Source organism: Chitinophaga sp. CF418, assembly GCF_900142925.1.
Lineage (GTDB): Bacteria > Bacteroidota > Bacteroidia > Chitinophagales > Chitinophagaceae > Chitinophaga.
Window position 1 is genome coordinate 366,801 of the sequence record NZ_FRCN01000006.1, and the last position, 22,993, is coordinate 389,793.

Consider the following 22,993-nt stretch of genomic DNA (forward strand, 5'->3'; position numbering starts at 1 on the left):
CTTAAGTCATTAACAACGAGTTAACTTTTTCCTCAGCACATTAAACTATTTTAGTCAGGTGTATGTTAAATAGCTATAATATAGCACGCTATTAATCTTATCTGTTTATTTATTTCAGGGACAATATAACCGAATCAGTATTCTACGACAACTCAAAGATTGTATGACTCCATCAACATTAGTATCCCCTTTATCCTGGCATCAGCTGATGCGGGAAGAACAACCAGTTTATTTTGATCCGGCATTCAGGTTTTATTTTGGTGCCCAGGGCGCCTGGCAGGTATTCCACCACAAAGATGTACAAAGGGTGCTCAGCGACTATGAAGTTTTTTCCAACGAGTACATGCCGAAGTCTGATGATAATCTGCTTGGCAGCAATCTGAACCAGACAGACCCTCCACGTCACCGTCAGTTGCGTGCACTGGTAACTAAGGCATTCTCTCCATCTATTGTCTCCAAAATGGAAAGCTGGATCCGGAAGGAATGTAATGACCTGCTGGAACCATATCTCCAAAACGGAGAAATGGACTTCGTAAAAGCATTCTCTATTCCGCTTCCCGGCAGAGTTACCGCACAACTACTTGGAGTCCCTAACCAGGATCATGACCAGGTCAATGCCTGGATCAACGCCATCTCCAGTGATCCCGCTGTAATCGGTATGGACGCTTATTTCCAGGCCCAGCAGGAAATGGGTAAATTATTTATGACCTTACTGGAAGAAAGGTCCGGGGAACCACGTACTGATCTGATATCCCACTTATTACAGGCCGAAATAGACGGCGAAAGACTCAGTATGCCCGACACGCTGGCTTTCTGTATAGCCCTGCTGATAGCAGGTAATGAAACGACCAATGGCTTCCTCGCGAATGCCATGTACACTTTCGCAACCCTTCCTGCGGTACAGTCGCATCTCATGGCGAACATACAGGACCTTCCCGCAGCTTTGAACGAAGTATTACGCTATGAGCCCCCGGTTCAAAGTATGTGTCGTATTGCAAAGATGGATGTTGAGCTGGGCGGACAGCTCATAAAAAAGGGAGATTTTATAAATGCATGGCTGACTGCAGCCAACCGTGATCCATCCGTATTTACCGATCCGGATACTTTTAACATCAACAGGGACAATATCAGGATGGTGAGTTTCGGCCATGGTCCGCATTACTGTATAGGCGCCATGCTCGCCAGAATGGAAGCAAAGATCGCCTTTGAGATCATCCTTGAAAAGATGAAAAACATACAACTTAAGCCTGGAGTGACTCCACGAAGGAATCCCAGTACCATAGTGGCAGGGTTCCTGGACCTGCCGCTTGTATTTGAGCAAAAATAATATGACACGGTACTAAAGGAAACAGTGTAAAAAGTATACTGATTATACTAAGTAATATAATATTGAATGTATGTAAATTGCAGGTGGAACTGGCCCCAAAATTTTTATTCTATACCCACTGCTTACAGACGACTAGCTACTAACATCCGAATTGAAAAACACTGACAGAATGGACCTAAGTACATATTGGGAACCTGTATTATTCCATATTGTATGTCCCCCTTTTTAACGTAAATGATTGGTGCATGACGCTACTACAACTACTAACTACGGCTGGCTACAGTAAAGTACCCGATGAAGACAAAAGACGCGCTATCAAAATAGTGAATACCATCTCACTGATTACTGCCGCCATGTCGGGTGCGTTCGGCCTTGGCTGCTTTATAACCACAGGTAATGTTGCTATTTCCGCACCGGCCTTGATAGAATGCGGCCTGTTATCGGCTATCATTCTCATGAACTTCGCTGGCCAGAATGCAGCCGCCGGACTGTCGCTGATCATTATCAATAATGTCAGCATCCAGTATTACAGCGCGATCATGGGAAGAGTTACAGAGGTACATCTCCTGTTCATCTTCCTGGTAGGACTTTCCCTCCTGGTATTTGAAAAGGATAAGCCCAGGCGCGCCTTCAGCATAGTTCTTACCATTTTCGCGTTCCTTGTCGGTGAGATCAACATGTACAACGGTTTCATAACTCCTGTTGTACCACCTGAAAGTCATACGGAAGCGCAGTTCATTATCAGATGGGTGACTATCCCCAGTATCCTGATCCTCGACCTGCTGGTGATCTATTATTACGTGAGGAATATCGAAAGATTAAGGCTCCGGGAAATGCTCCATGTACAGGAAATGCTGGACACCGTAAAAGAACACAATAAGGACCTGGAGGTCCTTACCGCGCAGCTGGCCAAAGCCACAGACGCCAAAACTGTCTTCGTACGGGAAACCAGCCATGAGATCCGCACTCCACTGAACGCTATCTTTGGCATCAGCCAGCTCTTACAGTTAAAAGTGGAGCAGGACCGCTCACTGGCTCCCATCAAGCAACTGGCAGACCATCTGTATGCCGCCAGTTACAATACACGCGATATCATCAATAATGTACTGGAATTCTCCCGCATAGAAGCAGGTAAGCTGGATACTCCCCAGGCAGGCCCGCTGAATGTCAGGGAATGGATGGATGGCATTGTCAACATGCATCAGTATGTAGCAAGTGTGAAAGCAGTAAAGATTAAAGCCACGCTCGACCAGGAGCTTCCCCAGCTGATCCTCGGCGATAAGATCCTGCTGACCAAAACGTTGAATAACCTCCTGTCCAACGCCATCAAATTCACCCGCCAGGAAAGCACTGTAACACTCGACATCTTCAGGAATGAATACAAATGGTGCCTGCAGGTAACTGACCAAGGCGAGGGTATCAGCACTGAACGACAGTCGACCATCTTTGATGCCTTCGTGACAGAAAGGAATATCTTTCTGGAAGGCACCGGCCTGGGATTACACATTACCCGTCACCTGGTGAGCTGCATGGGTGGAGAGATCAAGGTCTACAGCAAGATCGGCAAAGGCACGACATTCACCGTCATTCTTCCGCTGAAGACGCCTTCAGCAGTATGCACTAACGCCCTGGACGATGACAGCGGGTCTGTTGCGCTGACCGATACCAGCATCCTCATCATAGAAGATGATAAGATGAGCCAAATGGTATTATCCCGCTTCCTCAGTGGTATGGGCAGTCGTATCATACTGGCAGCAGATGGTTTGGAAGGATTACTGCTCGCCAGGGCATCAAGACCGGATATCATTATCCTGGATTCCCATATTCCAGGTATGAGCGGTAAAGATACACTGGCGCAGATCCGTACAGACGACGTATTGAAGAATGTTCCTGTAATTATAGCAAGTGGAGACGCCTTTAAGGAAAACAGTGAAGAGCTTTTACTGGCAGGAGCAAACGAATATCTCGTAAAGCCGATAGATTTTAAAATATTGCATAGTACACTGTCCAAATATCTGAGAGCTAACGCCCACCACTGATTCCCCCTATCATCAGCGATGGGCGTTTTGTTAAATCATGCTGTTTCCAGCATGGTAAAATGATACCTTTCCGTATCTTTTACGCTCCAGTCAATATTACCTTTCATCATTACTGCCAGTGCATCAATGTAACGGCGTAACTCCGCATCGGTTATTGTACCGAATGAGGGCAGGCGGCGGGATAAACGTTCAAACGCCTTTACCTGTTCATCATGTATCTGCACAGCGGCTGTAATAGCTTCATCTATGGTACAGTTCCTGTTATTGCGGATTAACATAACAATGTTCATTTCATCTCCCTGTTCCAGCTCTTTATTGAATGAGAACAGGTCATTGGCCCAGCAGATCGTGTTGCTGCAAAGTTGTATCAGCTGCTGCACGGTGCCGTCAAGAAATACATAGTCGGGTAAGGAGAATCCTTCAATAGCTTCCAGCAGATAGGCAAAAAAACTGGCCCCGCTAAAAAAAGGTCTCCATTTCATGTACTCTTCCAGTGTGGGCAACTGAGCACGGCTGACCTGCTCAATACGCCAAAGATTTGCAGCAAATGCCTGTTGCAGGCTTTCAATAAAACGTACCTGCCAGCCGAGATTACCAAGCTTACGGATCCTCCTCCAGAAATCGCTGACCGCACTCAGTACAGGTCCGCCTTTTTCGAGGGATATCTGCCTGTTGTGTTTCATAATACCGATCAGCGCATGAACAAGCCTTTCAAACTGCGCTCTTTGCTTTATGCCGTCAGTACCTTCACCATGTTCATCAAACTGGTCGTCAAGTACAAACAATAAAGTATTAAGGTCAGCCGCAATGCTCAACGCATGCAGATCGGCGGTAGGGAACATCCTGGCCACCATCCAGGTGAATTTTTGTCTGTGATAATAAGTCCACGTTTCTTCATTCGTGACGAGCTGGTGTTTTTTTACCCAAAGAGTAGTGTGTCTGTCTGCTTTGTCTACATGAGGATTGAGGGTAGTCGGAAAAGGGCAGTATAAGCCCGGCAACTGATGTGTGTACATAAATAGGAATTGGTTTTGATAATGAAAATGAACAAACACTACACAGGGGGGCTTGTGAATCACATGACAAAGTAAAAAGCGCCAGTCAGGGCTTATTGCACACACTGCAGACAGGATTTATACAGCGTAATGGAATATACATGTTTATGGAGAATTAATCAAATACTGTGTATAACTCTGATCGGATTGATTTTTCGGGGCTTATATGGCAACTATGGGAATAAAACAGGAAAGCCGCAGTATGATACTGCAGCCTTCCTGTTTTATCTTTTTGCCCGCAACAAAGTTGTCAGGCTATCCTTTTTTACATTTAATGAGAAAGAATGGGTAATTTTCGGCTACATCCGTGATCTCACATAATCCAGCCCGATCAAACTCCGCATGGATAGACGCTTTATCGTAAAAAAACATTTTAACTCCACCGAACATCTCATAACGGTCCTTACTGATAAATTTGCCTTCCCCATAGGTCTTAGCCTCTTTTGAAATAACTGTGAAAACCATGTAGCCATTCTCTGACAACTGATCATAACAGTCACGGATTAGTTTCTCTCTTTCACTACTATCCAATAAATGAATTAATGCATAGCAAAATATCCCATCATATTGACGATCATCAAACGGCATATCAGTTACAGAACCATTATGAATGATCATATCCGTACCGTAATGTTTTTTTGCCATTTCAATGGCAGTTTTTGAGATCTCAATCCCGGTTACAGTCATTCCGTTTTCTCTGAAAACCTGCGCATTCCGCCCATACCCAATGCCGGGAATGAGTACATTTTTGACTGCCTTTTCAACAAAGAAATCCTTCGTCAGTATAGCAGACTTTGAAGGCTCGAAGCCCCACATCTCCTGCTTTTCAACAAAAGCAGATTCCCAAAATTCTGGTCCTTCAGGTTTATTTTCCATAACACTGTTTTAAGGCGATAAAGTTACATTATTTGATAAGTAACAGGTAAAGCGCAATGTCATATTTAAAATAAACATCCATTACTTAAGAACAACAGCAATTCCACTAATCGTCCTCCTAGAACTTTACCCAGGCAATACACGCTTTCTTCTCCTCCCCTTTCCGCGTGATCATGATTGTTGCATAAGTAGATTTCTTTTCATCATAATCAGACGCCCCCAGCATACAATAGTATCCTTTGAAGGTTTCAGGCGTACCAAACAGGAACAGTCTTTCCTGGTTGCCATCGGTACATCTGTAACAAACAGTGTTGGCTTCTGTAAGATATCTCAGCGGCTTTTTATCCTGGTAGGTACCACCCTGATCAAGGTATGCGAGATAGTCATTGAAGATAATATAAGTGGCTTTGGGTGCTGGCAGATATTCATATGACAGATAAGGCGTCGTATTCAATACCTGTATCCTGTTACGGAAGATCCACTGTCCTTTCTGCTTACGATGAAAGTATAAGGGTTCATAAGTACCATTGGCTATCTGCATTTTTACCAATGCGTAACCGGATTGCTCATGACCGCCGGCATCTATGCGGCTCACGCCAATATCGTTCATATTGGTATGGTTCTTATTCCATGAATTACTGCCGGCAGTTGAAAACTGGTCCATGGTTTCCAGGAGTACGGTGCTACTGCCATCTTCATGCGTGATCAATGCCTGCGGCTGGCCCGTATAAGCACCGGTATATTTCATCTTCTGCTGCGCAAAGGCGGTGACTTTATCTGTTGTCAGCGTCTGGCTGGTTTTAAATGCCAGCGTACCTGCGTCCAGGTAGTTCATATAACTGGCGGGTACTGCGGTTTTAGCAGATTGATTATTGGTGGTGGTCAGCAATACCTGCAGGCCGTTCACAGCAGATGCATATTGTATAGAAGCATGAACGTCCGTAAAGTTGGCCGTATATGGCAACACGGTATGTGTAAAACTGCTGTCATTCTTACCAATGGCAGATATCACCACCAGGGCGCTGGTATCTTTCAGGCTTCTGCGGGCGCTAAGTTCCACCGTGGCCAGGTATATTTTCTCGCCTCCCTGTACGGCCATGTCCATATAACCCAGGTAAGGATAGTCATTTTCAGAAACAGTATAAAAGCTGCGCCTGATCAGCTGATGTTCCGGCGTAAAGTGAAGTATCTGTACCCTTTCTGCAGCTGATTCTTTGCGCTGTAATTCTCCTCCCGCAAAAGATGCCACAGCATAGTATCCGCTGTTGGGGTCTTTGGAAACATAGAAATCATGTGAAGCAAAATTCTCCTGCACCATTACATCCCTGTGCAATACAGTAGGCAGTTCGCCCAGCTTGTCTTCCTGCATTAGTTTGCCACTGTTGCCATCCAGGACCAGGCGATACAGGTTCGGCTTGAACTTTACAAGCTGCTGCAGGAAGATCACCACCTGGTTATTGATAGCATAAATACCGTCAATTTCTGTATCATTCAGATTGGAGGCATCCCATAGCTTCCCCCTGATCACTTCTGTGGCGGTAATTGAATGCTGCTCGTTATAAATATTCGTTATGATCCCCTGTTTCTTGTCAAAATGCAGGTAACAGGTATTTCCACCGGGCAGTAGCACGATTTTGTCAAAACCCTCTCCGGGCTCGGGAAACGTGGGACTAAGCTGTACTGATGGTGCGGGTGTGGGTGTTTGTGCAAAAGAGTGGCTGGTGAATAGCAGGAAAAACAGGCCCATGCCCGTCCGGAAATATTTCATAGGTTAAAGTATGTCGTTCTGATAGTAAAGATATAATATTTTTCAAATGTGTGCCTGACTGCTAGACAAATTGCAGTATACTTTGTGCTTTTTCCCCTATTTGCTTGACGGGCTTTTCTTATATTTATGGCTATTTCCAAACTGAAACACTAATGACAATCAACAAAATCCTGCTCTGCTCCGGTTTTCTGCTGGCAAGTTTTGTCCATGCGGCAATAGGACAGACGGCTACTTCAAAGTATGACCAGCATGAGGCCTTTAGTCCCCTGTTTTATCCTACCAACGGTAATGAGTATCGCAGCGCTTCCGGCGCCCCCGGTCACAAATACTGGCAGAACAGGGCAGACTATGCCATCAGCGCTGTTCTGGATACCGCCACTCATCGTATCAGTGGTGCTGTAACTATCACATACAAAAACAGCAGTCCTGATAAACTGCCTTTCCTCTGGCTGCAGCTCGATCAGAACATCTACCGGGAAGATTCCCGTGGCGCCGCAACCACCGTTGTAACAGGCGGCCGTTTTGCCAACCGTTCCTTCACAGAAGGCTATAACATCAAGGCAGTAAACGTAGTAATCAACGGTAAAAAAACAGCGGTAAAATATAACATCACCGATACCCGTATGCAACTGATCCTGCCGGAAGCACTCAAAGCAGATGGCGCCGTTGCAAAGATCTATGTAGACTATGCATATGAGGTACCACAATACGGCACTGACCGTACCGGCCGTCTGAATACCCGTTACGGCTGGATATATGAAGTTGCACAGTGGTATCCCCGTATGGAAGTGTACGACGATGTACTGGGCTGGAACTCTATTCCTTATCAGGGCGCTTCGGAGTTCTACCTGGAATATGGCGACTTCGATTATACCATTACCGCTCCTGCCGGTATGATAGTAGCTGGTTCCGGTCAGCTGCAGAATGAGTCTCAGGTGCTCACTGCCAAACAACAGGCCCAGCTGGCAAAAGCGCGTAACAGCGATCAGACAGTTATGATCAGGGACAGTGCAGATGTTGCATCAGCACAACCAAAAAGCGGTATGCTCTCCTGGCATTTTATCTGTAAAAATGCACGTGACGTTGCCTGGGCAGCTTCTACTGCATTTGTATGGGATGCAGCCCGTATTAACCTCCCAAGTGGTAAAAAGGCACTGGCGCAGTCTATATATCCAATAGAAAGCATCATGGCTCCTAACGGCTGGGCAAGATCTACAGAATTCGTAAAAGGTTGTATAGAGATCTACTCTAAACAATGGTTTGAATATACCTATCCCGTAGCCACCAATGTGGCAGGTATTGTGGGTGGTATGGAATATCCCGGTATCGTATTCTGCTCCCACAGAAGCACCGGCGGTGGATTGTGGGGTGTAACCGATCATGAATTCGGTCACAACTGGTTCCCGATGATCGTAGGCTCCAACGAAAGGAAATACGCCTGGATGGATGAAGGCTTTAATACTTTCATCAACGATGGTTCCGGTAAAGTGTTTAACAATGGTGAGTTTTACCAGAAACAACAGGGACAATCAATGGGCCGCGCAATGAGCGGAGATCCTATCATGACCACTCCTGATGTTATCCAGAGCAGCTACCTGGGCATTGCCGCTTATTATAAGCCAGCTATGGGACTGGGTATACTGCGCGACTATATTCTTGGTAAAGAACGTTTTGAATATGCCTTCCGCACTTACATAGATCGCTGGGCATTTAAACATCCTACTCCATGGGATTTCTTCCGTACTATGGAAAATGTATCGGGTGAAGATCTGAGCTGGTTCTGGAGAGGCTGGTTCCTGAACAGCTGGAAGCTGGACCAGTCAGTAAAAGACGTGAAGTACGTAAGCAACGATCCTGCGAAAGGCGCATTGATCACCGTAGAGAATCTCGAACAGATGGCGCTCCCGGTAGTTCTTGCCATCACCGATAGCAAAGGCAAGACCGACACGGTTAAACTACCTGCTGAGATCTGGCAGCGTGGCGCTACCTGGACCTTCAAACATAATTCAGATTCCAGGATCACAAAAGTGGTGATAGATCCTGACAAGGCTTTCCCCGATGTTGATCCTTCCAACAATACCTGGGCCGGTGGTTCAAAGAAAGTACCCGCAAATGTTAGCGCAAAAGACGTTTTTAACAAGTACCTGCAGGCTATCGGCGGTATCGACAAGGTAAACGCCATCAAAGATCAGACAATCACTGCTACCGGTTCCGTTCAGGGTACTGAGATCAAGATGACAAAGAAATTCAAATCTCCCGACAAGTTCCTGCTGGATGTATTCATTCCCATGATGAATGTACACGCTACTAAGCTGGTCGTAAACGGAGATAGCGTTTCCGCCATTCAGATGGGCACCCCTACACCCGTGGACGCTGCATCCAAAGAACGTATCAAAGCTAACCTGGCGCTGATACCAGAAGTAGACTATCTGAAGGATGGCGTTGAGATACACTTGTCGCCCAACATCGTAACCGATGACAACGGTAAAGACACTTATCTCATCACTGTAAAAGAAGACGAGAATTTGGTGACAGAGCTTTATTATGATGTTGCTACAGGCTTCCTGGTGAAGAAAATAAGCCGTAGCGGAGAAGAGGAAACCGGCGCCATTGAAACCAGTGATTACCGGGAGGTAAATGGTGTAAAATTCCCTTTCCTGCTGAAGAATAACATCGGTGGACAACAAATCGATTTTAAGGTTGACGAGATCAAAATAAACAGTGGTCTTACAGATACTGATTTTAAATAACGTATACAGAAAAGATTATTTGTTGAAGGAGAAGCCCTTCTGTTGGTAAGTACTTATTATCAGCAGAAGGGCTTCTCCTTTGGCTTTTTTTGTCGGTAATTATTTATATTGTGGATTATTACTCGAACATAACTAAACAGGACAACTTTTATATCATAACAGACCTATAACAACACTAACAAACCCCGGAAGCAATTCCAGTAAACCCGAACGCGAATGATGATAAAGGGGATATTTCGAGCAATTACCCTGATTGGTGCAGATACCCTTGATTTAAATGAAAGGAGCAGGATCATTAAAGTAAATATTCTCGCCATAATCACCGGTGTAATGGCATTATTCTTTGGGACATTCTTCTATATTGTCTCAGGAAAGCTTGGTCTTTTCCTCGGCACCTTCGTGGAAGGATCTGCCTGTTTCTACGTTATATTCCTGAACAAAAAGAGGAAGTACGACATAGCCGCATTCTATCTGCAGATGATCCACAATGCTGCCACATTCTACTTTGGCTGTTTATTATCGGATGTCGTCGAAGCCAGCCTCCTCGCTATTTTCCTCATAGGCACATCCCTGCTTATTGTAAAAGACAAAATGTTCCGCACCACCTGTATTGTGATAGCAATGATCACACTGGTTATGCTGGAAATGAACAGGGTGACGGGCATTATTCCACCATATGACTTTACACCATTGAGCAGGATCGTCATCCACTATTCCGCTATCCTCGTTATTGTATTTCTGAACATTCTCATCATCATGTTCTATGTAAAACATAATGATGAATTACTCAGCGCACAGAAAGAGCACAGTGAGAACCTTGAACAACAGGTGCAGATCAGAACTGCCGAACTGGAAAAGGCCAATAACTATAAAAGCGTTTTCCTCCGGGAAACTAATCATGAGATTCGCGTACCGCTGAATGCCATTTATTCCATCAGCCAGTTATTACTGATGGATGCAAAGAAGAATAATGATACGGCCTATGTAAAACAGGCCGAGCACCTCTGCGCCGCCAGTCATCATGCGCTGGATGTGATCAATAACGTGCTGGAATTGTCGAGGATAGAAGCCGGTAAGTTGCATGAGGTACACAATGAAGCCTTTGCAATAAGAAGCCTGCTGGACAATATCGCAGATACCGGTCAATACATCGCCAAAACCAAGGGCGTCCGTATCGTACTGAACTATAACAAACGAAAACTCCCTACGCTCCTGGTAACTGATAAAGTAAAGCTCACCCAGATCATCAACAACCTGCTGTTCAATGCAGTAAAATTCACGGCAGATAACAGTACCATCACCTTATCTGCGCTCGTGGAAAATGATACCTGCAGTATCAAAGTAAAAGATCAGGGAGAGGGCATCAGCCAGGATAAGATAGCCCCTATCTTCGACCCTTTCATTACCGGATGGAACAGCTTTTCCGGTGGTACCGGCCTGGGGCTGCACATTGCCCGGCACCTGGCTAATCTGCTGGGAGGTAATATTACAGTAGAGAGCGTGGTAGGAAAAGGAACTGAATTCAGTTTCACTTTCCCTCTGCAGGCTTGTGCAGTTCCTGTTGCTCAGGAAGAGGTACCGGAAGTACGCATGGACGAGTCTCCTTATTCCGGAGTGAAGGTATTGGTCATAGAAGACGACGATATGAGCCGGATCTATCTGGCGCAGTACCTGCGCCGGCTGGGATGTGAATTGGAATCCTGCAGTACCGGCGCAGACACGATAGAATTATTGCACCATTACACGCCTGATATTATCCTGGCAGACAGGCATTTACCCGATATGGAAGCCGGAGAGATCCTGGCCTATGTAAGAAGCACCCCTATGCTCAGAAGAGTACCTGTGATTGTCATTTCAGGCGATGTTTTCGAAGAAGACAGGATCGCCACTATTGAGGCGGGAGCCGCTGCCTATCTGATCAAACCGGTCGATTTTAAACTGTTGAATGTTGCCCTCAAACAATGCCTGAATAGCCCGGCATTGTTATAATCTTTCTTTCCTCTTGTTCCTGACCACCCTGGTACAGGCCGCATCACTACTCATCTTCCTGACTCTCGCGCCATTTGACTGCGATTATATCGCGTCATCACAGTACATTTTTGTCTGAATTAGTTTTTCTCCTCTCACTTTTAAACCCAATTTTTATGCAACCAATTAACGTTCCGTTACTCAATTGCCCGTTTGAGGCAAAGATCAGCCCTTTTGTGTCTGAAATTGACCGGCACACTTCTTCATGGCTAAAGGAATTCGATCTGCTGCAATCCGACGAGGCGTACGACCGCTTCCGTAAGTACAAATTTGCCTGGATGACAGCACGTACCTATCCGGACGCTGACCTGGAGTTCCTGTGCACGGCCAATGATCTGAACACCTGGCTGTTCGTACTGGACGATCTGCTGGACCATGTTACGCCAGAAACCGCAGGGTACCGGGAACAGGGTTATCTGCAACAGGTCATTACAGACTTTGTCAATGTGCTGCGGTATGACAAATTTGTCGGCCGGGACACCAATCCCGTGCTGGCAGCCCTCAGTGATTTCTGGAATAACATGCGGCAGCTAAGTACTGTATCATGGCAATGCCAGTTTACACTGAGCCTCAAAGCAACCTTTGAAGCCGCCGTCTGGGAAGCAGAAAATGCGAAACAGCAGAGACATCCTTCCGTTTTCCAGTACATGCAGATGCGTCCTTTCTTTAGCGGCGCCAACCTGGGTACAGATATGCTGGAAGTAGCGGCACAGACCTACCTCCCTATTTTCGTGCTGCAGAATGAGCAGTTCCAGAAACTGGTTGACCTTGCACGACGGGCGGTATGCTGGGCCAATGATCTGTTCTCACTGTCTAAAGAACTGGCCCATGGAGATGATCACAATCTCGTAGTGGTGATTGAACATGAACAGCAGATCAGCCTTGAGGAAGCCATCGCTGAAACAGCCGCTATCCATAACCGGGAAATAGCGCTTTTCAATGAACTGAGAACTCAGCTGCCTTCCTTCGGCCCACACATTGACTATGCCATCCAGCGCCACCTGGATGCATTAGGTACGATGGTAAGAGGATTCATGGACTGGTCTATTTATGACACCGCCAGGTATGAATTCAATTACATGGCCGAATAAAGCCATTCTCTGGCCTGGCAGGAGCCTTTTCCTGCCAGGTACTTCTTTGTCATTCACCCGTCTGCAACTATCCAGCCTATTGCATTGACACTCATTCATAGCAATTTGTTAACCTGACAAACGACTGATAATCAATATATTTGAAAAGTGTTCAGTTTCCGCTTGGTAATGTTTAATATAATTTTATATATTTAATGTCGTTGTAGTGCGGGAGTAGTAATGCCCCTCCCGGTGGAAAAACCTAATGCCCTGGTAGCCAAGCGTGACAGATTGACCTGGTTTATTGAAAACTAAAGCCTGAATTTTAATCATATATATAATCCTGCTATCATGAAAGTAACACCTATCAGCTTTCCGAGTGTTTTCGAAACTGCGTATGGTAACACAGAAAATTCCTCAAAAGATTTATTGAATGGACTGAAGATCAAAAAAGATGAAAACTGGTATATAGTTGGAAACCTGGCAAGACGTGGCGGGATCAACCCTGGTCGGGTCACCAATGCCGCCCCCCAGGAGGATGATTATGAGATCCTGTTCAAAGCGGGACTGGTGAATGTACTGGATAAGGTACAGCAGCCCTTGTCCATCACGATGGGTTTTCCTTTTTCCACTTATAATATCTATAAAAGCGCAGCTGAGAACTTTCTGAACAAGCGCCATTTCCTCATAGAATACGATACCCATACTTTTAACAATAAAGGCGCCATCAAAAAAGGAATGCTGGACATCGAGCGGTATGAAGTGATTCCCGAGATCGTAGGTGGCATTATCGGCCTGAAAAAGACCATCAGTGATCCTAAAACCGAGAACTTCATCGCTGTCAGCTTTGGTTTCGGTACCATTGAGGGCGGTATGGCAACCGCGGATGGTCTCATTCACCGTACCTGCTTTAGTTCCCACGGTATTAAATATGCCATTAACAACCTGGCCCGTGAGCTGAACAAGCAGTACTACCTGGACATGAAAAATGAGCACCAGCTGGACGATGCTTTCATGAAAGGTTCTATCTTTACCAACAGGAAACGTATTGACCTGAAGGATGTCCGCAAGGCTTTATTGACCCAGTACTACAAGGAAGTAGTATCTCCACTGATGAGAAACTACTTTACTGACCAGGACTTTGAAAACTGCAGCAAGATCTACCTGATGGGTGGAGGTGCATACTACCGCGAACTGACTGATGCTTTTATGGAAGATTTCAAAGACTTCATTCCTGTGGAAGTAGCGCCGAATCCTGAAAATCTTGTAAGCATAGGCTATCTGTACAACTCTTTGAGAATATCAGACGATAAACATCATCGCAGCGTAGGACTTGACCTGGGCAATGCATCCTCGATCATTTCTATTTTTGAAGAAGAAACTTTATCTGCTGGCTCAAATCTGTGATGTGCTTCCCTTGAAAGACTTAATTAAAAGGGCTTTTGGAAAGGACATGTTCCTCATCCCAAGCCAGGTGTCCGTGCAGGGCGCTGTCGAATCCACTATTCCCGGACGTATTGATGGTAACATAAGAGGCGATGTCCGCACTGAAGGCCTGCTGGTAATAGGTAAAACCGCAAATATCCGCGGCAATATCTATGCAACAGATCTTGTTACCTACGGAAAAGTCTATGGGGATATTATTGTAAGCAATAAAGCTGTTATCAGCAACAAAGCATATGTAAAGGGCGACGTGACCGCGCTTGTGTTGGAAGTAGAACAGGATGCCGTTATTGAAGGCGCCATCCGTAAGCATCCGACAGAAACAGATGATATCATTCCGCCTCCTGCTGAAGAAGATATTGAGAAACCACCGCCGGCTGAAGATGAAGAGCAGGCGAGTTCGTGGTTTTGATACATTGCGTAGATGATCAATTACAAGTTGGGACGAGGGTTAACTTTAAGGTGCTTCTTGTTCAATTGTAATTGATCATTTTTTTATTAGCCTGATCAAAGCATAAAAAAACCGTATCATGATGATACGGGCATCTTATAGTAAATAAATTTAGGGGGAATTCAATTTGCTCAATTACGCGTTCAGGATCACTTTTGCCGCGTTAATTTAGAGACGCAATTTGGGTTTCTTCTGCGGAGGAAATTCTTTCCTAATTTGCTTCTTGGGTCCATACATCGCGGCCATCTCCTCAGCATCTTCCCAGCTTAATACCCTGGAATTTCCACTCTTTTCGAGCCGGCTAATAATTTCTGCTTTTCTATTCAAAGTAATTGCCATTTCAAAAACCTTTTAAATTATTGACATAAATACTAAAACTACCCGAAGCTAAATAATTTTTTACGATTTCACTCTTCTCTTCATTCCAATAATAAAAAATATTTTTATACCCCCCGAAGATAAGTTTACTGTGCCTATTCAGATCAGGCTCGGTTGCATCCAGGATAAATAAGCCATACGCCTGTCTTCTTTTAATATTTGCTTTATCTGATATTTCAGCTACCCATATAAATTCAGGCATAAGCATATTCGTAATAAATTCTCTGACAGTAGCACTAAAACTTACATTGCGTGCGAGGTAATCTTTATAAGAACGATTGGAAGTTAGAAATAACCGAACAAAAATCTCAGTTCCATTGGCTATAGGAAACATCCCTCCGAGCAATAGTTTTTTTATATAAACTTTTGCTGCTACCGCCTCCAGGTACATTCTTGGATGTAGCGGTGCAACAAACTCGCTAATCCTGCAAGTCTTCCAATTCGGATTATTATAATGTAATGCAGGAGTTTCAAAGTGCTGCAACTGATATGGCGGCATATTGTCGTCTATAAAGACGAATCTTCCGGGGATGTCATCGTTATCAAAAAATTGAATATCCTTTTGACCAATAATAGACTTTAAATCAGTATCCAACTCCTCAGAAACCGCGAGATTATCTATTAACTCGTCAGTTGTTCGTGTACGACCAATGGCTATCAATGCGTGACCAACGTTACCCATTTGATGACCATTATCCATCGCCACAATCAGGGGCAGGCCACTTTCTATATAAGTCGAAAAGACCTGGCGAAATAGTATATCACCCAATTCTTATCCATCGCGATGCCTGGGTTAAAACAATCCGGGGCACAAACTGGTGCCCGCCGCGGCGGGTCAATGAAAGCGGTCTCACTTGTTTATAAGACCGCATTCATTGCAACATCAAAATAATTTTATTAGTTAATCACTCTAACAGAGCAATTTCCATTTCTCTAACTCCTCAACTTCGCCCGCTCATACTGCACCGGCCATACAAACGACTCATCCTTCAACTCATGCGCCGCATGCATCGGAAAATACGGATCTCTCAAAAACTCCCTCGCCATCACCACCAGATCGGCTTTCCCTTCCGCAACAATAGACTCCGCTTCTGCCGCTGTAGTGATCAACCCAACTGCACCAGTCAATATACCTGTTTCCTTACGGATATGCTCCGCAAACGGCGTCTGGTATAACGGACCGACAGTTATTTTCTGATGATGCACTAACCCACCGGAGGATGTATCAATAAGGTCTACACCCTTGCTTTTCAGTATCCGCGCCAGCGCTGTTGTACTTTCCAGGTCCCAGCCGCCATCGGCCCAATCTGTAGCAGAGAGCCTTACAAACAAAGGATAATCTTCCGGCCACACTTCCCTGACAGCTGCTACCACTTCCAGCACGAACCGTATCCTGTTCTCAAAACTGCCACCATATTCATCGGTCCTTTGGTTACTAAGCGGAGAAAGGAATTCGTGAAGCAGATAACCGTGTGCACCATGCAGTTCGATCACCTTAAAACCCGCCTTCAATGCGCGTTCTGCTGCGGCTTTGAAATCGGCGATCACTTTATGAATACCCTGTGTTGTCAAGGCAATCGGATTCCCATATTTTTCTGAAAAAGGAATAGCACTTGGAGCATAGATCTCTTCCCAGCCCCCATTAGCGGGTGGTATCAGTTTGATGCCCTTCCAGGGAACGTCTGTACTCGCTTTTCTCCCGGCATGCGCCAGTTGTATGCCAGGCACAGCGCCATGTGCTGAAAGGAAACTGGTGATCCTTTGCAGGAAGGAAATATGCGCGTCGTCCCAGATGCCAAGATCTGAAGGAGATATCCTTCCCTCCGGACTAACAGCGGCTGCCTCTGTAATAACAAGCCCCGCCCCGCCTACTGCCCGGCTCCCCAGATGCACCAGGTGCCAGTCATTCGCAAAGCCATTTTCTGAACTGTATTCACACATGGGAGAAACCGTGATCCTGTTCCTGAAAGTAATATTCCTGATCTGTAAAGGAGTGAAGAGTGCTGCCATCGATCTGTCGTTTTGTTTACGTTTTCGGGCTAAAAGGTAAGAAATAACTACAACTGGATCAACAGAAATGGTATGAATTCAACGCTATTGAAGCAGTGGCTTTGCATTAACAATGCCGCCCTGTTCGCATGGACTCCATAGGAGTCCTGTGTTTGTAGCCCCGGGTTGCAAACCCGGGGAAATGATAATAAATACGATTATATGCCCTATGCAAACCCGGGGAAATGATAATAAATACGATTATATGCCCTATGCAAACCCGAGGAATGATAATAAACACGATTGTATGCCCTATACAAAACCTGGAGAAATAATAATAAACACAATTGTATTCCCCTATGCACCCCCCAAATGATAATAAACACAATTGTATGCCCTATGCAAAACCTGGAGAAATAATAATAAACACGATTGTATACCCCTATGCACCCCCCAGAAAATAATAAAAAACACGATTGTATGCCCTATGCACCCCCAAATGATAATAAACACAATTGTATTCCCCTATGCACCCCCCAAATGATAATAAAGACGATTGTATTCCCCTATGCAAACCCGGGGAAATAATAATAAACACGATTGTACACCCCTATGCAAACCCCAGGAAATAATAATAAACACGATTGTATGCCCTATGCACCCCCAAATGATAATAAACACAATTGTACACCCCTATGCAAACCCCGGGAAATAATATTAAACACGATTGTACGGCCCCATCCCCCCGGAATGATCCTAAAACAAAAACCCTCAGGCTACGCCTGAGGGTTCATTGCTAAATGTATGAAAAAGCAAGCTTAGTCGATACGTCTAACGTTAACGGCATTCATACCTTTCCTACCTTCCTGCAGCTCGAACTCTACTCTGTCATCTGCCTGGATTTCGTGAATAAGACCGTTTACGTGTACAAAAGTCTCTTTATTGGATTCATCATGTTTAATGAAGCCAAAGCCTTTTGTCTCGTTAAAGAACTTTACAGTTCCCTGGAATTTTGTGTTCATTTGTGCTAATTAAAAAATTTGTAAAGGGTGAAGGTAACTCTTTAAACCTACTACACCAAATAAAACTCATTCTATTTCAATATTTTCTCATATTGCTCACTATTAGAAGATTAACATATTTATAACATTTTTATATATCAAACCTTATATGTAATTTGTGCCTACGCAATACGGGGATGTGACTTTTTTTGAACTTGATGCTGCTCTTTCTTCTTCTGTTCTGTCGTCAATTGCCGCACAATATTTTTATCTACCTACGACTATTTGCGAATAATCTTGTTTAAATTTTTTTATGGCTAAAGTTACATTCAATAACAAAAAAGCACTTTTTTTCCAATCATTGAAGGCTTCCGTCGAAGAGTACTTTGTGACGAATAATATCAAAAAGACAGGTAACAGACATCTCTATATAAAGACGATCGTGCTGATACCACTGGCAACCCTGCTCTACCTTTCCCTGCTGATATTTCCAATGCCTGCACTGGCGGGTATTGCGTTCTCGGCAATATTGGGTTTTGTACTCGCCTGTATAGGTTTTAACGTCATGCATGATGCCTGCCATGGCAGTTACTCGGAAAATTCACGGGTGAACGATATCCTGGGACTGACATTGAACGCCCTGGGGGGAAATGCTTTTATCTGGAAACAGAAACATAACGTCATCCATCATACCTATACAAATGTAGACGGAATGGACGATGATATCGCGAAGAGCCCCTTAATGCGCCAGTGCAGCACGCAGACCTGGACACCAGCTCACCGTGTGCAGCATGTTTATGTCGTACTGATCTATGCTATCTCTTCCTTTGCATGGGTATTTATCATGGACTTTGTCAAATACCTCAGCCGTAAAGTATACAGAACACCGCTTCAGCCAATGAAGATGAAAGATCATATCACCTTCTGGACCAGTAAGGTACTGTATCTGCTGTTCTACGTCGCTATTCCTGTTGCCGCAGTAGGCTGGCAGGCCTGGGCAATTGGTTTCACCGCCATGCATATTGTTATGGGCTTTACACTGGCCATCGTTTTCCAGCTGGCCCACGTCGTAGAAGAAACCAGTTTTGAAGTAGTAGGCGATGAAGCGAAAGTAATCGAGAACGAATGGGCGATCCACCAGATCAATACCACCTCCAATTTCGCTCCGGGCAATAAGATCATCTCCTGGTTTGTAGGCGGATTGAACTACCAGGTGGAACATCACCTCTTCCCACGTATCAGCCACGTACATTACCCTCAGATCAGTAAGATTGTGGAGGCCAAATGCGCTGAGTTCAATATAGAGTATAACAGCCTGCCAACCATGATGTCAGCAGTACGCTCCCATTTCCGCTTTATGCGCGACCTGGGAAGAAAACCGGTTCCGGCAATGGCTAATTGACAAAGTCAAACAACTACTTGACAATATCAAGCAATAGAGACAATAAAGCCCGGCAGCCTTCAAAAGACTGCCGGGCTTTATTATTAAAACGTTCAGAACTACATCGTTGCCTTATTAATCTCAGTAAACAACTGACGGAAACACTTCGTCTGTGTATGCACTGTATCTACAGGTTTGCCGTCTTCACGTGGCCTCGGCTGTTTCCTTCCATAATATTCATCCATGAAGTCTTCCGCACCCGACCATACCGTCTGCATCATGCCCTGATACCTGTCTTTCATGATCGGCGTAGAAGATGCCCGGTATTCCAGCATATCCTTCACCTGCTGTGTGGCAAATTCGGGTTTCCTCCAGGGACAGGTGATCACTTTTAGGCCCTTCATAGCAAAATACACAGGCGTCTTATCAGGACGGTCGTAATGCCAGTCGCAGATCGTCACATCCTTAGGGATCAGGTCAATAGCACGGTAGGTATTGTTTAGACTGGCTTCCCACATACCAATACCTGTCGTTTTGCCATCTATAAGACGATCACCCCATATCCATAAACCCCTGCCCTTTTCTGCCAGGTGATTACGCAACAAAGCTACTTCCCCTGCGAATAACTCTGCCTTGTCACGGCCACCACAACGCGGACATTTAGCTTCGCCTATGTAAAATACTTCGTCCATACCAGCATGGAAAGCTGTACTCTCAAATACATCGCACAGCTCATCCATCAGCTTGAATACCACGTCATGCACCTCCGGATGCAACGGACAATAACTCTTACAATACAGCCCATCAGCATTAGGCCATTCATATTTCTCCGGCATCTTCACCCAGGGCGTCTCGTCAAACTGCGGGAACTTAGTCAGCAGATTATTCGTTTGCCCGGCCCAGGACTGATGTCCCAGCAGGTTCAGTTGCGGAATGAGGTTGATCTTGTTCTGACGGCATACCTGCACCAGCTTCTTGACATCAGCCTTCGTTAATGCCCCGGGATCTCTCAGTTCGGGATAACTCTCGTACTCGTAATTGTAGTCCACCCGAAGGATCAACGTGTTGACCTTTCGGGTCACCAGTTCTTCCTTGATAAATTTGATAAAATCATCGAGCGCGGGTTTCCTCGGCGCTCCGATACAAAAGCCTCTTACGGGCATAATACTGTCAGGTACAGGCGCCTGAGTCGCGGTTGTTCTGCCGGCAGACCTGAATGCAGTCAGAACAGCCGCCAGCACACAAAGCAGGAGCACATTTCTCATAAATGTGGCATTAAGCATGGAGTTGAATTTAGAACGTGAACATGAATAATGGAAAGGGCCGTCCGCCTTAAGCGAACAGCCCTTGTAAAATAACAAAAATTAGCAGCAAATTATTTCATATTCAGATCAACGGCTCCTCTTATCTCTGTAGAGGTCTCCCCTACTGCAGCATCGCCCTTATCCTGCTGACCAGTATAAACCTTCACAAAATCAATGGCCGACAGGTTAACGGCCTCCCCATTACTATTCACCGCCCAGGATAGATCAAAGGAATTATACAGATTGGTCGCATAAGGATCTTTCGCAGCATCCGTGCCCCAGTTGTCCGCATAGCCCCAGGCAAACCCTGTATTCACATAGGTAGTTGTCCCTGGCAGCACGCCGGAAGTACTCTTCAGCAATGTACCTTCAAACGAGATGGAATCCTGGTTAGCCGCAAATAAGGGATAATACGAATGATCATGGAAAGTATTGATCAGCACCGCACCGGAACGGCCCTGGTTATCTTTCCAGGGTACATCCTTCACACCTCCCGGATTATAATAAGTCACCTTATAATGCTTAATAGTCGTAGCGGCCCGATATTCACTACCCGCCAGCTCATACCACGTATCATCAGGCCGGCCGTTCCTGTTCTCATCCTTGCTCACCATCACAATACCGGGTTCCGACAGCTCCACAGGCGGTTTCACCGGGTTACCATAAATAGCCAGATCGGCACCATTTTTATTGAGGATGGAATGATCAAACCCGAATACTACATACCCGCCAAATGCCCCCAGGTGCAACAATTCTGTTGTACCTCCGATAATCTTCTGCGCCCCCGCCGGAGTACCGATACTCTCATTGACAAACTGCCCCGGCGCCGGCTGATAGTCAAACACCACACTGATATACGGACTGCTACTATCGGTAACAGGCCGGATACCGGGATCCCCCGATTCTTTTGTTTCATCTTTTGAACATGAAACAAATACCGCTGCAAGCAGCCCCGTTAAAATGATGATTCTATTAACACTCATAAGTAATCAGTTTTACTGGTCAATTCCGCACAAAAGCAAAATGCCCGGGAATATCTCCCGTGGTCACACTCCATTTCTTTTTGCCCGCCGGACTGAAACAATACAATGTACCCGGCAGCAGGTTATCCTTCGCATCCGTTACATAGATCTCTTTAGTAGTAGGGTCTACGGCTACGCCGGATGGTGTTGTTATCTGCGCATCTGTTCCGTCAGTAATAAACTTATTTGTCAGAATACGCTCGGTTTTAATATCAACAATACCATAGCTGACAGTATTCTTATTCGTCACATAACTCCATTCCACGCCATAAACATAGGCGCTGTCGCCCGATATCCAGAGATCACTGACCGCAAGCGGCAAAGAGTCTTTTACAATATCCAGCTGTGTATCTATCACAAACAGCTTTGAATGCAGATTATAATAATCTCCCCGGGAAGTCACATAAATATCGCCGTATTTATCTGCCTTCACACGGTGCAGGTTAACCGCTACATTAATACGTTTTGTCTCTTTGAATGTATTCATATCAATCACCGACAGGGTCCGCTCAAAGTTCCCCGGACTATATCCCCCGGAATTAGCCACATACATCTTATCTCCTGATAAGGCCATTTCCTCCGGCTGCCGCCCTACGCCTGTAGTACGGATCACCTGTAAGGTAGCGGTATCAACTTCCGCCACATATCCGTTCACTCCGGATGTTCCACCAGCCGTAGTAGCATAGGAGCTGACATAAGCCTTCCCTTTGTAAAAAGTAATATACCGGCACGATGGCACATTGATCTGCCCGATACGTTTTGCCGTATGCACATCCATCACTTCTACTTTATCAGACATCGCTATTACAGCATACAGTTTACCACCATACATTTGCAGGTCATTCCCTACATCTCCCAACTCTTTCGTTGTTCCGGGGTTAATCGCGCTATAAATATTGCTGCTGTAAATACCTGTGCCGCTATTATAATAATCCAGCGTAGCCAGGTTCATACCCATATTGCCTTCATTCAGCAGATAAAACCCATTGCGCAGACTGTCTGCACCCACATGTGTATCATCACCCGGCACGACAGACGCTCCCTTACGACAGGCGACAAACCCCGTAAGCAATCCGCACACAACCAGCAGTGATCTATAAAAACGCATAGG

Annotated in this window: 17 protein-coding genes; 8 read left to right on the forward strand and 9 right to left on the reverse strand. The window is 45.3% G+C overall.

Translation table 11 applies throughout. The features are described from left to right. The first annotated feature begins 163 nt into the window (after positions 1-163). Entirely contained in the window at positions 164-1,327 is a 1,164-nt protein-coding gene (locus F3I09_RS15590; RefSeq protein ID WP_149695963.1) for a cytochrome P450, read from the forward strand. Positions 1,328-1,572: 245 nt separating this feature from the next. Next, positions 1,573-3,366 carry an ATP-binding protein gene (locus tag F3I09_RS15595; protein WP_149695964.1) on the forward strand — a complete coding sequence of 598 codons (1,794 nt, stop codon included), beginning with the start codon at positions 1,573-1,575 and terminating at the stop codon, positions 3,364-3,366. 35 nt (positions 3,367-3,401) lie between these two features. Here the strand turns inward: F3I09_RS15595 and F3I09_RS15600 are convergent, their stop codons facing one another. From F3I09_RS15600 to F3I09_RS15610, 3 genes are all read right to left on the reverse strand, one after another. Then, positions 3,402-4,382, reverse strand: coding sequence for a hypothetical protein (locus tag F3I09_RS15600; RefSeq protein WP_149695965.1), 981 nt, complete (start codon positions 4,380-4,382; stop codon positions 3,402-3,404). A 294-nt stretch (positions 4,383-4,676) separates the two neighbouring features. After that, positions 4,677-5,297 (reverse strand): bifunctional 2-polyprenyl-6-hydroxyphenol methylase/3-demethylubiquinol 3-O-methyltransferase UbiG, encoded by a 621-nt coding sequence (locus F3I09_RS15605; protein WP_149695966.1) that lies wholly within the window; start codon positions 5,295-5,297, stop codon positions 4,677-4,679. Between the two features lie 118 nt (positions 5,298-5,415). Continuing rightward, the gene (locus F3I09_RS15610) at positions 5,416-7,065 is read right to left on the reverse strand and encodes a hypothetical protein (protein WP_149695967.1); all 1,650 of its coding nucleotides are present in this window, start codon (positions 7,063-7,065) and stop codon (positions 5,416-5,418) included. A 152-nt stretch (positions 7,066-7,217) separates the two neighbouring features. On the opposite strand from F3I09_RS15610, the gene F3I09_RS15615 reads away from it, so the two are divergent. The 5 genes from F3I09_RS15615 to F3I09_RS15635 all read left to right on the forward strand — a co-directional run bounded on the left by F3I09_RS15615 (position 7,218) and on the right by F3I09_RS15635 (position 14,768). Then, complete coding sequence (locus F3I09_RS15615) at positions 7,218-9,815, forward strand: M1 family metallopeptidase (RefSeq protein ID WP_188133825.1); 2,598 nt, start codon at positions 7,218-7,220, stop codon at positions 9,813-9,815. 216 nt (positions 9,816-10,031) lie between these two features. Beyond that, positions 10,032-11,804 (forward strand): ATP-binding protein, encoded by a 1,773-nt coding sequence (locus F3I09_RS15620; RefSeq protein WP_149695968.1) that lies wholly within the window; start codon positions 10,032-10,034, stop codon positions 11,802-11,804. A gap of 155 nt (positions 11,805-11,959) precedes the next feature. After that, on the forward strand, positions 11,960-12,934 hold the full coding sequence (locus F3I09_RS15625; RefSeq protein ID WP_149695969.1) for a hypothetical protein: 975 nt from the start codon (positions 11,960-11,962) through the stop codon (positions 12,932-12,934). A gap of 330 nt (positions 12,935-13,264) precedes the next feature. Continuing rightward, entirely contained in the window at positions 13,265-14,320 is a 1,056-nt protein-coding gene (locus F3I09_RS15630) for a ParM/StbA family protein (RefSeq protein WP_149695970.1), read from the forward strand. Next, positions 14,283-14,768: a polymer-forming cytoskeletal protein gene (locus tag F3I09_RS15635; RefSeq protein ID WP_188133826.1), complete on the forward strand. Its 486-nt coding sequence runs from the start codon at positions 14,283-14,285 to the stop codon at positions 14,766-14,768. Before F3I09_RS15630 ends, F3I09_RS15635 begins: the two co-directional genes overlap by 38 nt. 379 nt (positions 14,769-15,147) lie before the next feature. On the opposite strand, the gene F3I09_RS15640 is transcribed toward F3I09_RS15635, so the two are convergent. From F3I09_RS15640 to F3I09_RS15650, 3 genes are all read right to left on the reverse strand, one after another. Continuing rightward, complete coding sequence (locus F3I09_RS15640; RefSeq protein WP_149695972.1) at positions 15,148-15,954, reverse strand: hypothetical protein; 807 nt, start codon at positions 15,952-15,954, stop codon at positions 15,148-15,150. A gap of 164 nt (positions 15,955-16,118) precedes the next feature. Next, the gene (locus tag F3I09_RS15645) at positions 16,119-17,195 is read right to left on the reverse strand and encodes an NADH:flavin oxidoreductase/NADH oxidase (protein WP_149695973.1); all 1,077 of its coding nucleotides are present in this window, start codon (positions 17,193-17,195) and stop codon (positions 16,119-16,121) included. A gap of 797 nt (positions 17,196-17,992) precedes the next feature. After that, positions 17,993-18,196, reverse strand: coding sequence for a cold-shock protein (locus tag F3I09_RS15650; RefSeq protein ID WP_145716217.1), 204 nt, complete (start codon positions 18,194-18,196; stop codon positions 17,993-17,995). Between the two features lie 292 nt (positions 18,197-18,488). Here F3I09_RS15650 and F3I09_RS15655 point away from each other — a divergent pair, with 292 nt between their 5' ends. Next, on the forward strand, positions 18,489-19,577 hold the full coding sequence (locus F3I09_RS15655) for an acyl-CoA desaturase (RefSeq protein WP_149695974.1): 1,089 nt from the start codon (positions 18,489-18,491) through the stop codon (positions 19,575-19,577). Positions 19,578-19,675: 98 nt separating this feature from the next. On the opposite strand, the gene F3I09_RS15660 is transcribed toward F3I09_RS15655, so the two are convergent. From F3I09_RS15660 to F3I09_RS15670, 3 genes are all read right to left on the reverse strand, one after another. Continuing rightward, positions 19,676-20,821 (reverse strand): family 20 glycosylhydrolase, encoded by a 1,146-nt coding sequence (locus F3I09_RS15660; RefSeq protein WP_149695975.1) that lies wholly within the window; start codon positions 20,819-20,821, stop codon positions 19,676-19,678. 110 nt (positions 20,822-20,931) lie between these two features. Continuing rightward, positions 20,932-21,843 (reverse strand): PKD domain-containing protein, encoded by a 912-nt coding sequence (locus F3I09_RS15665; protein WP_149695976.1) that lies wholly within the window; start codon positions 21,841-21,843, stop codon positions 20,932-20,934. Positions 21,844-21,862: 19 nt separating this feature from the next. Then, on the reverse strand, positions 21,863-22,990 hold the full coding sequence (locus tag F3I09_RS15670) for a DUF5074 domain-containing protein (protein WP_149695977.1): 1,128 nt from the start codon (positions 22,988-22,990) through the stop codon (positions 21,863-21,865). Positions 22,991-22,993 lie beyond the last annotated feature (3 nt).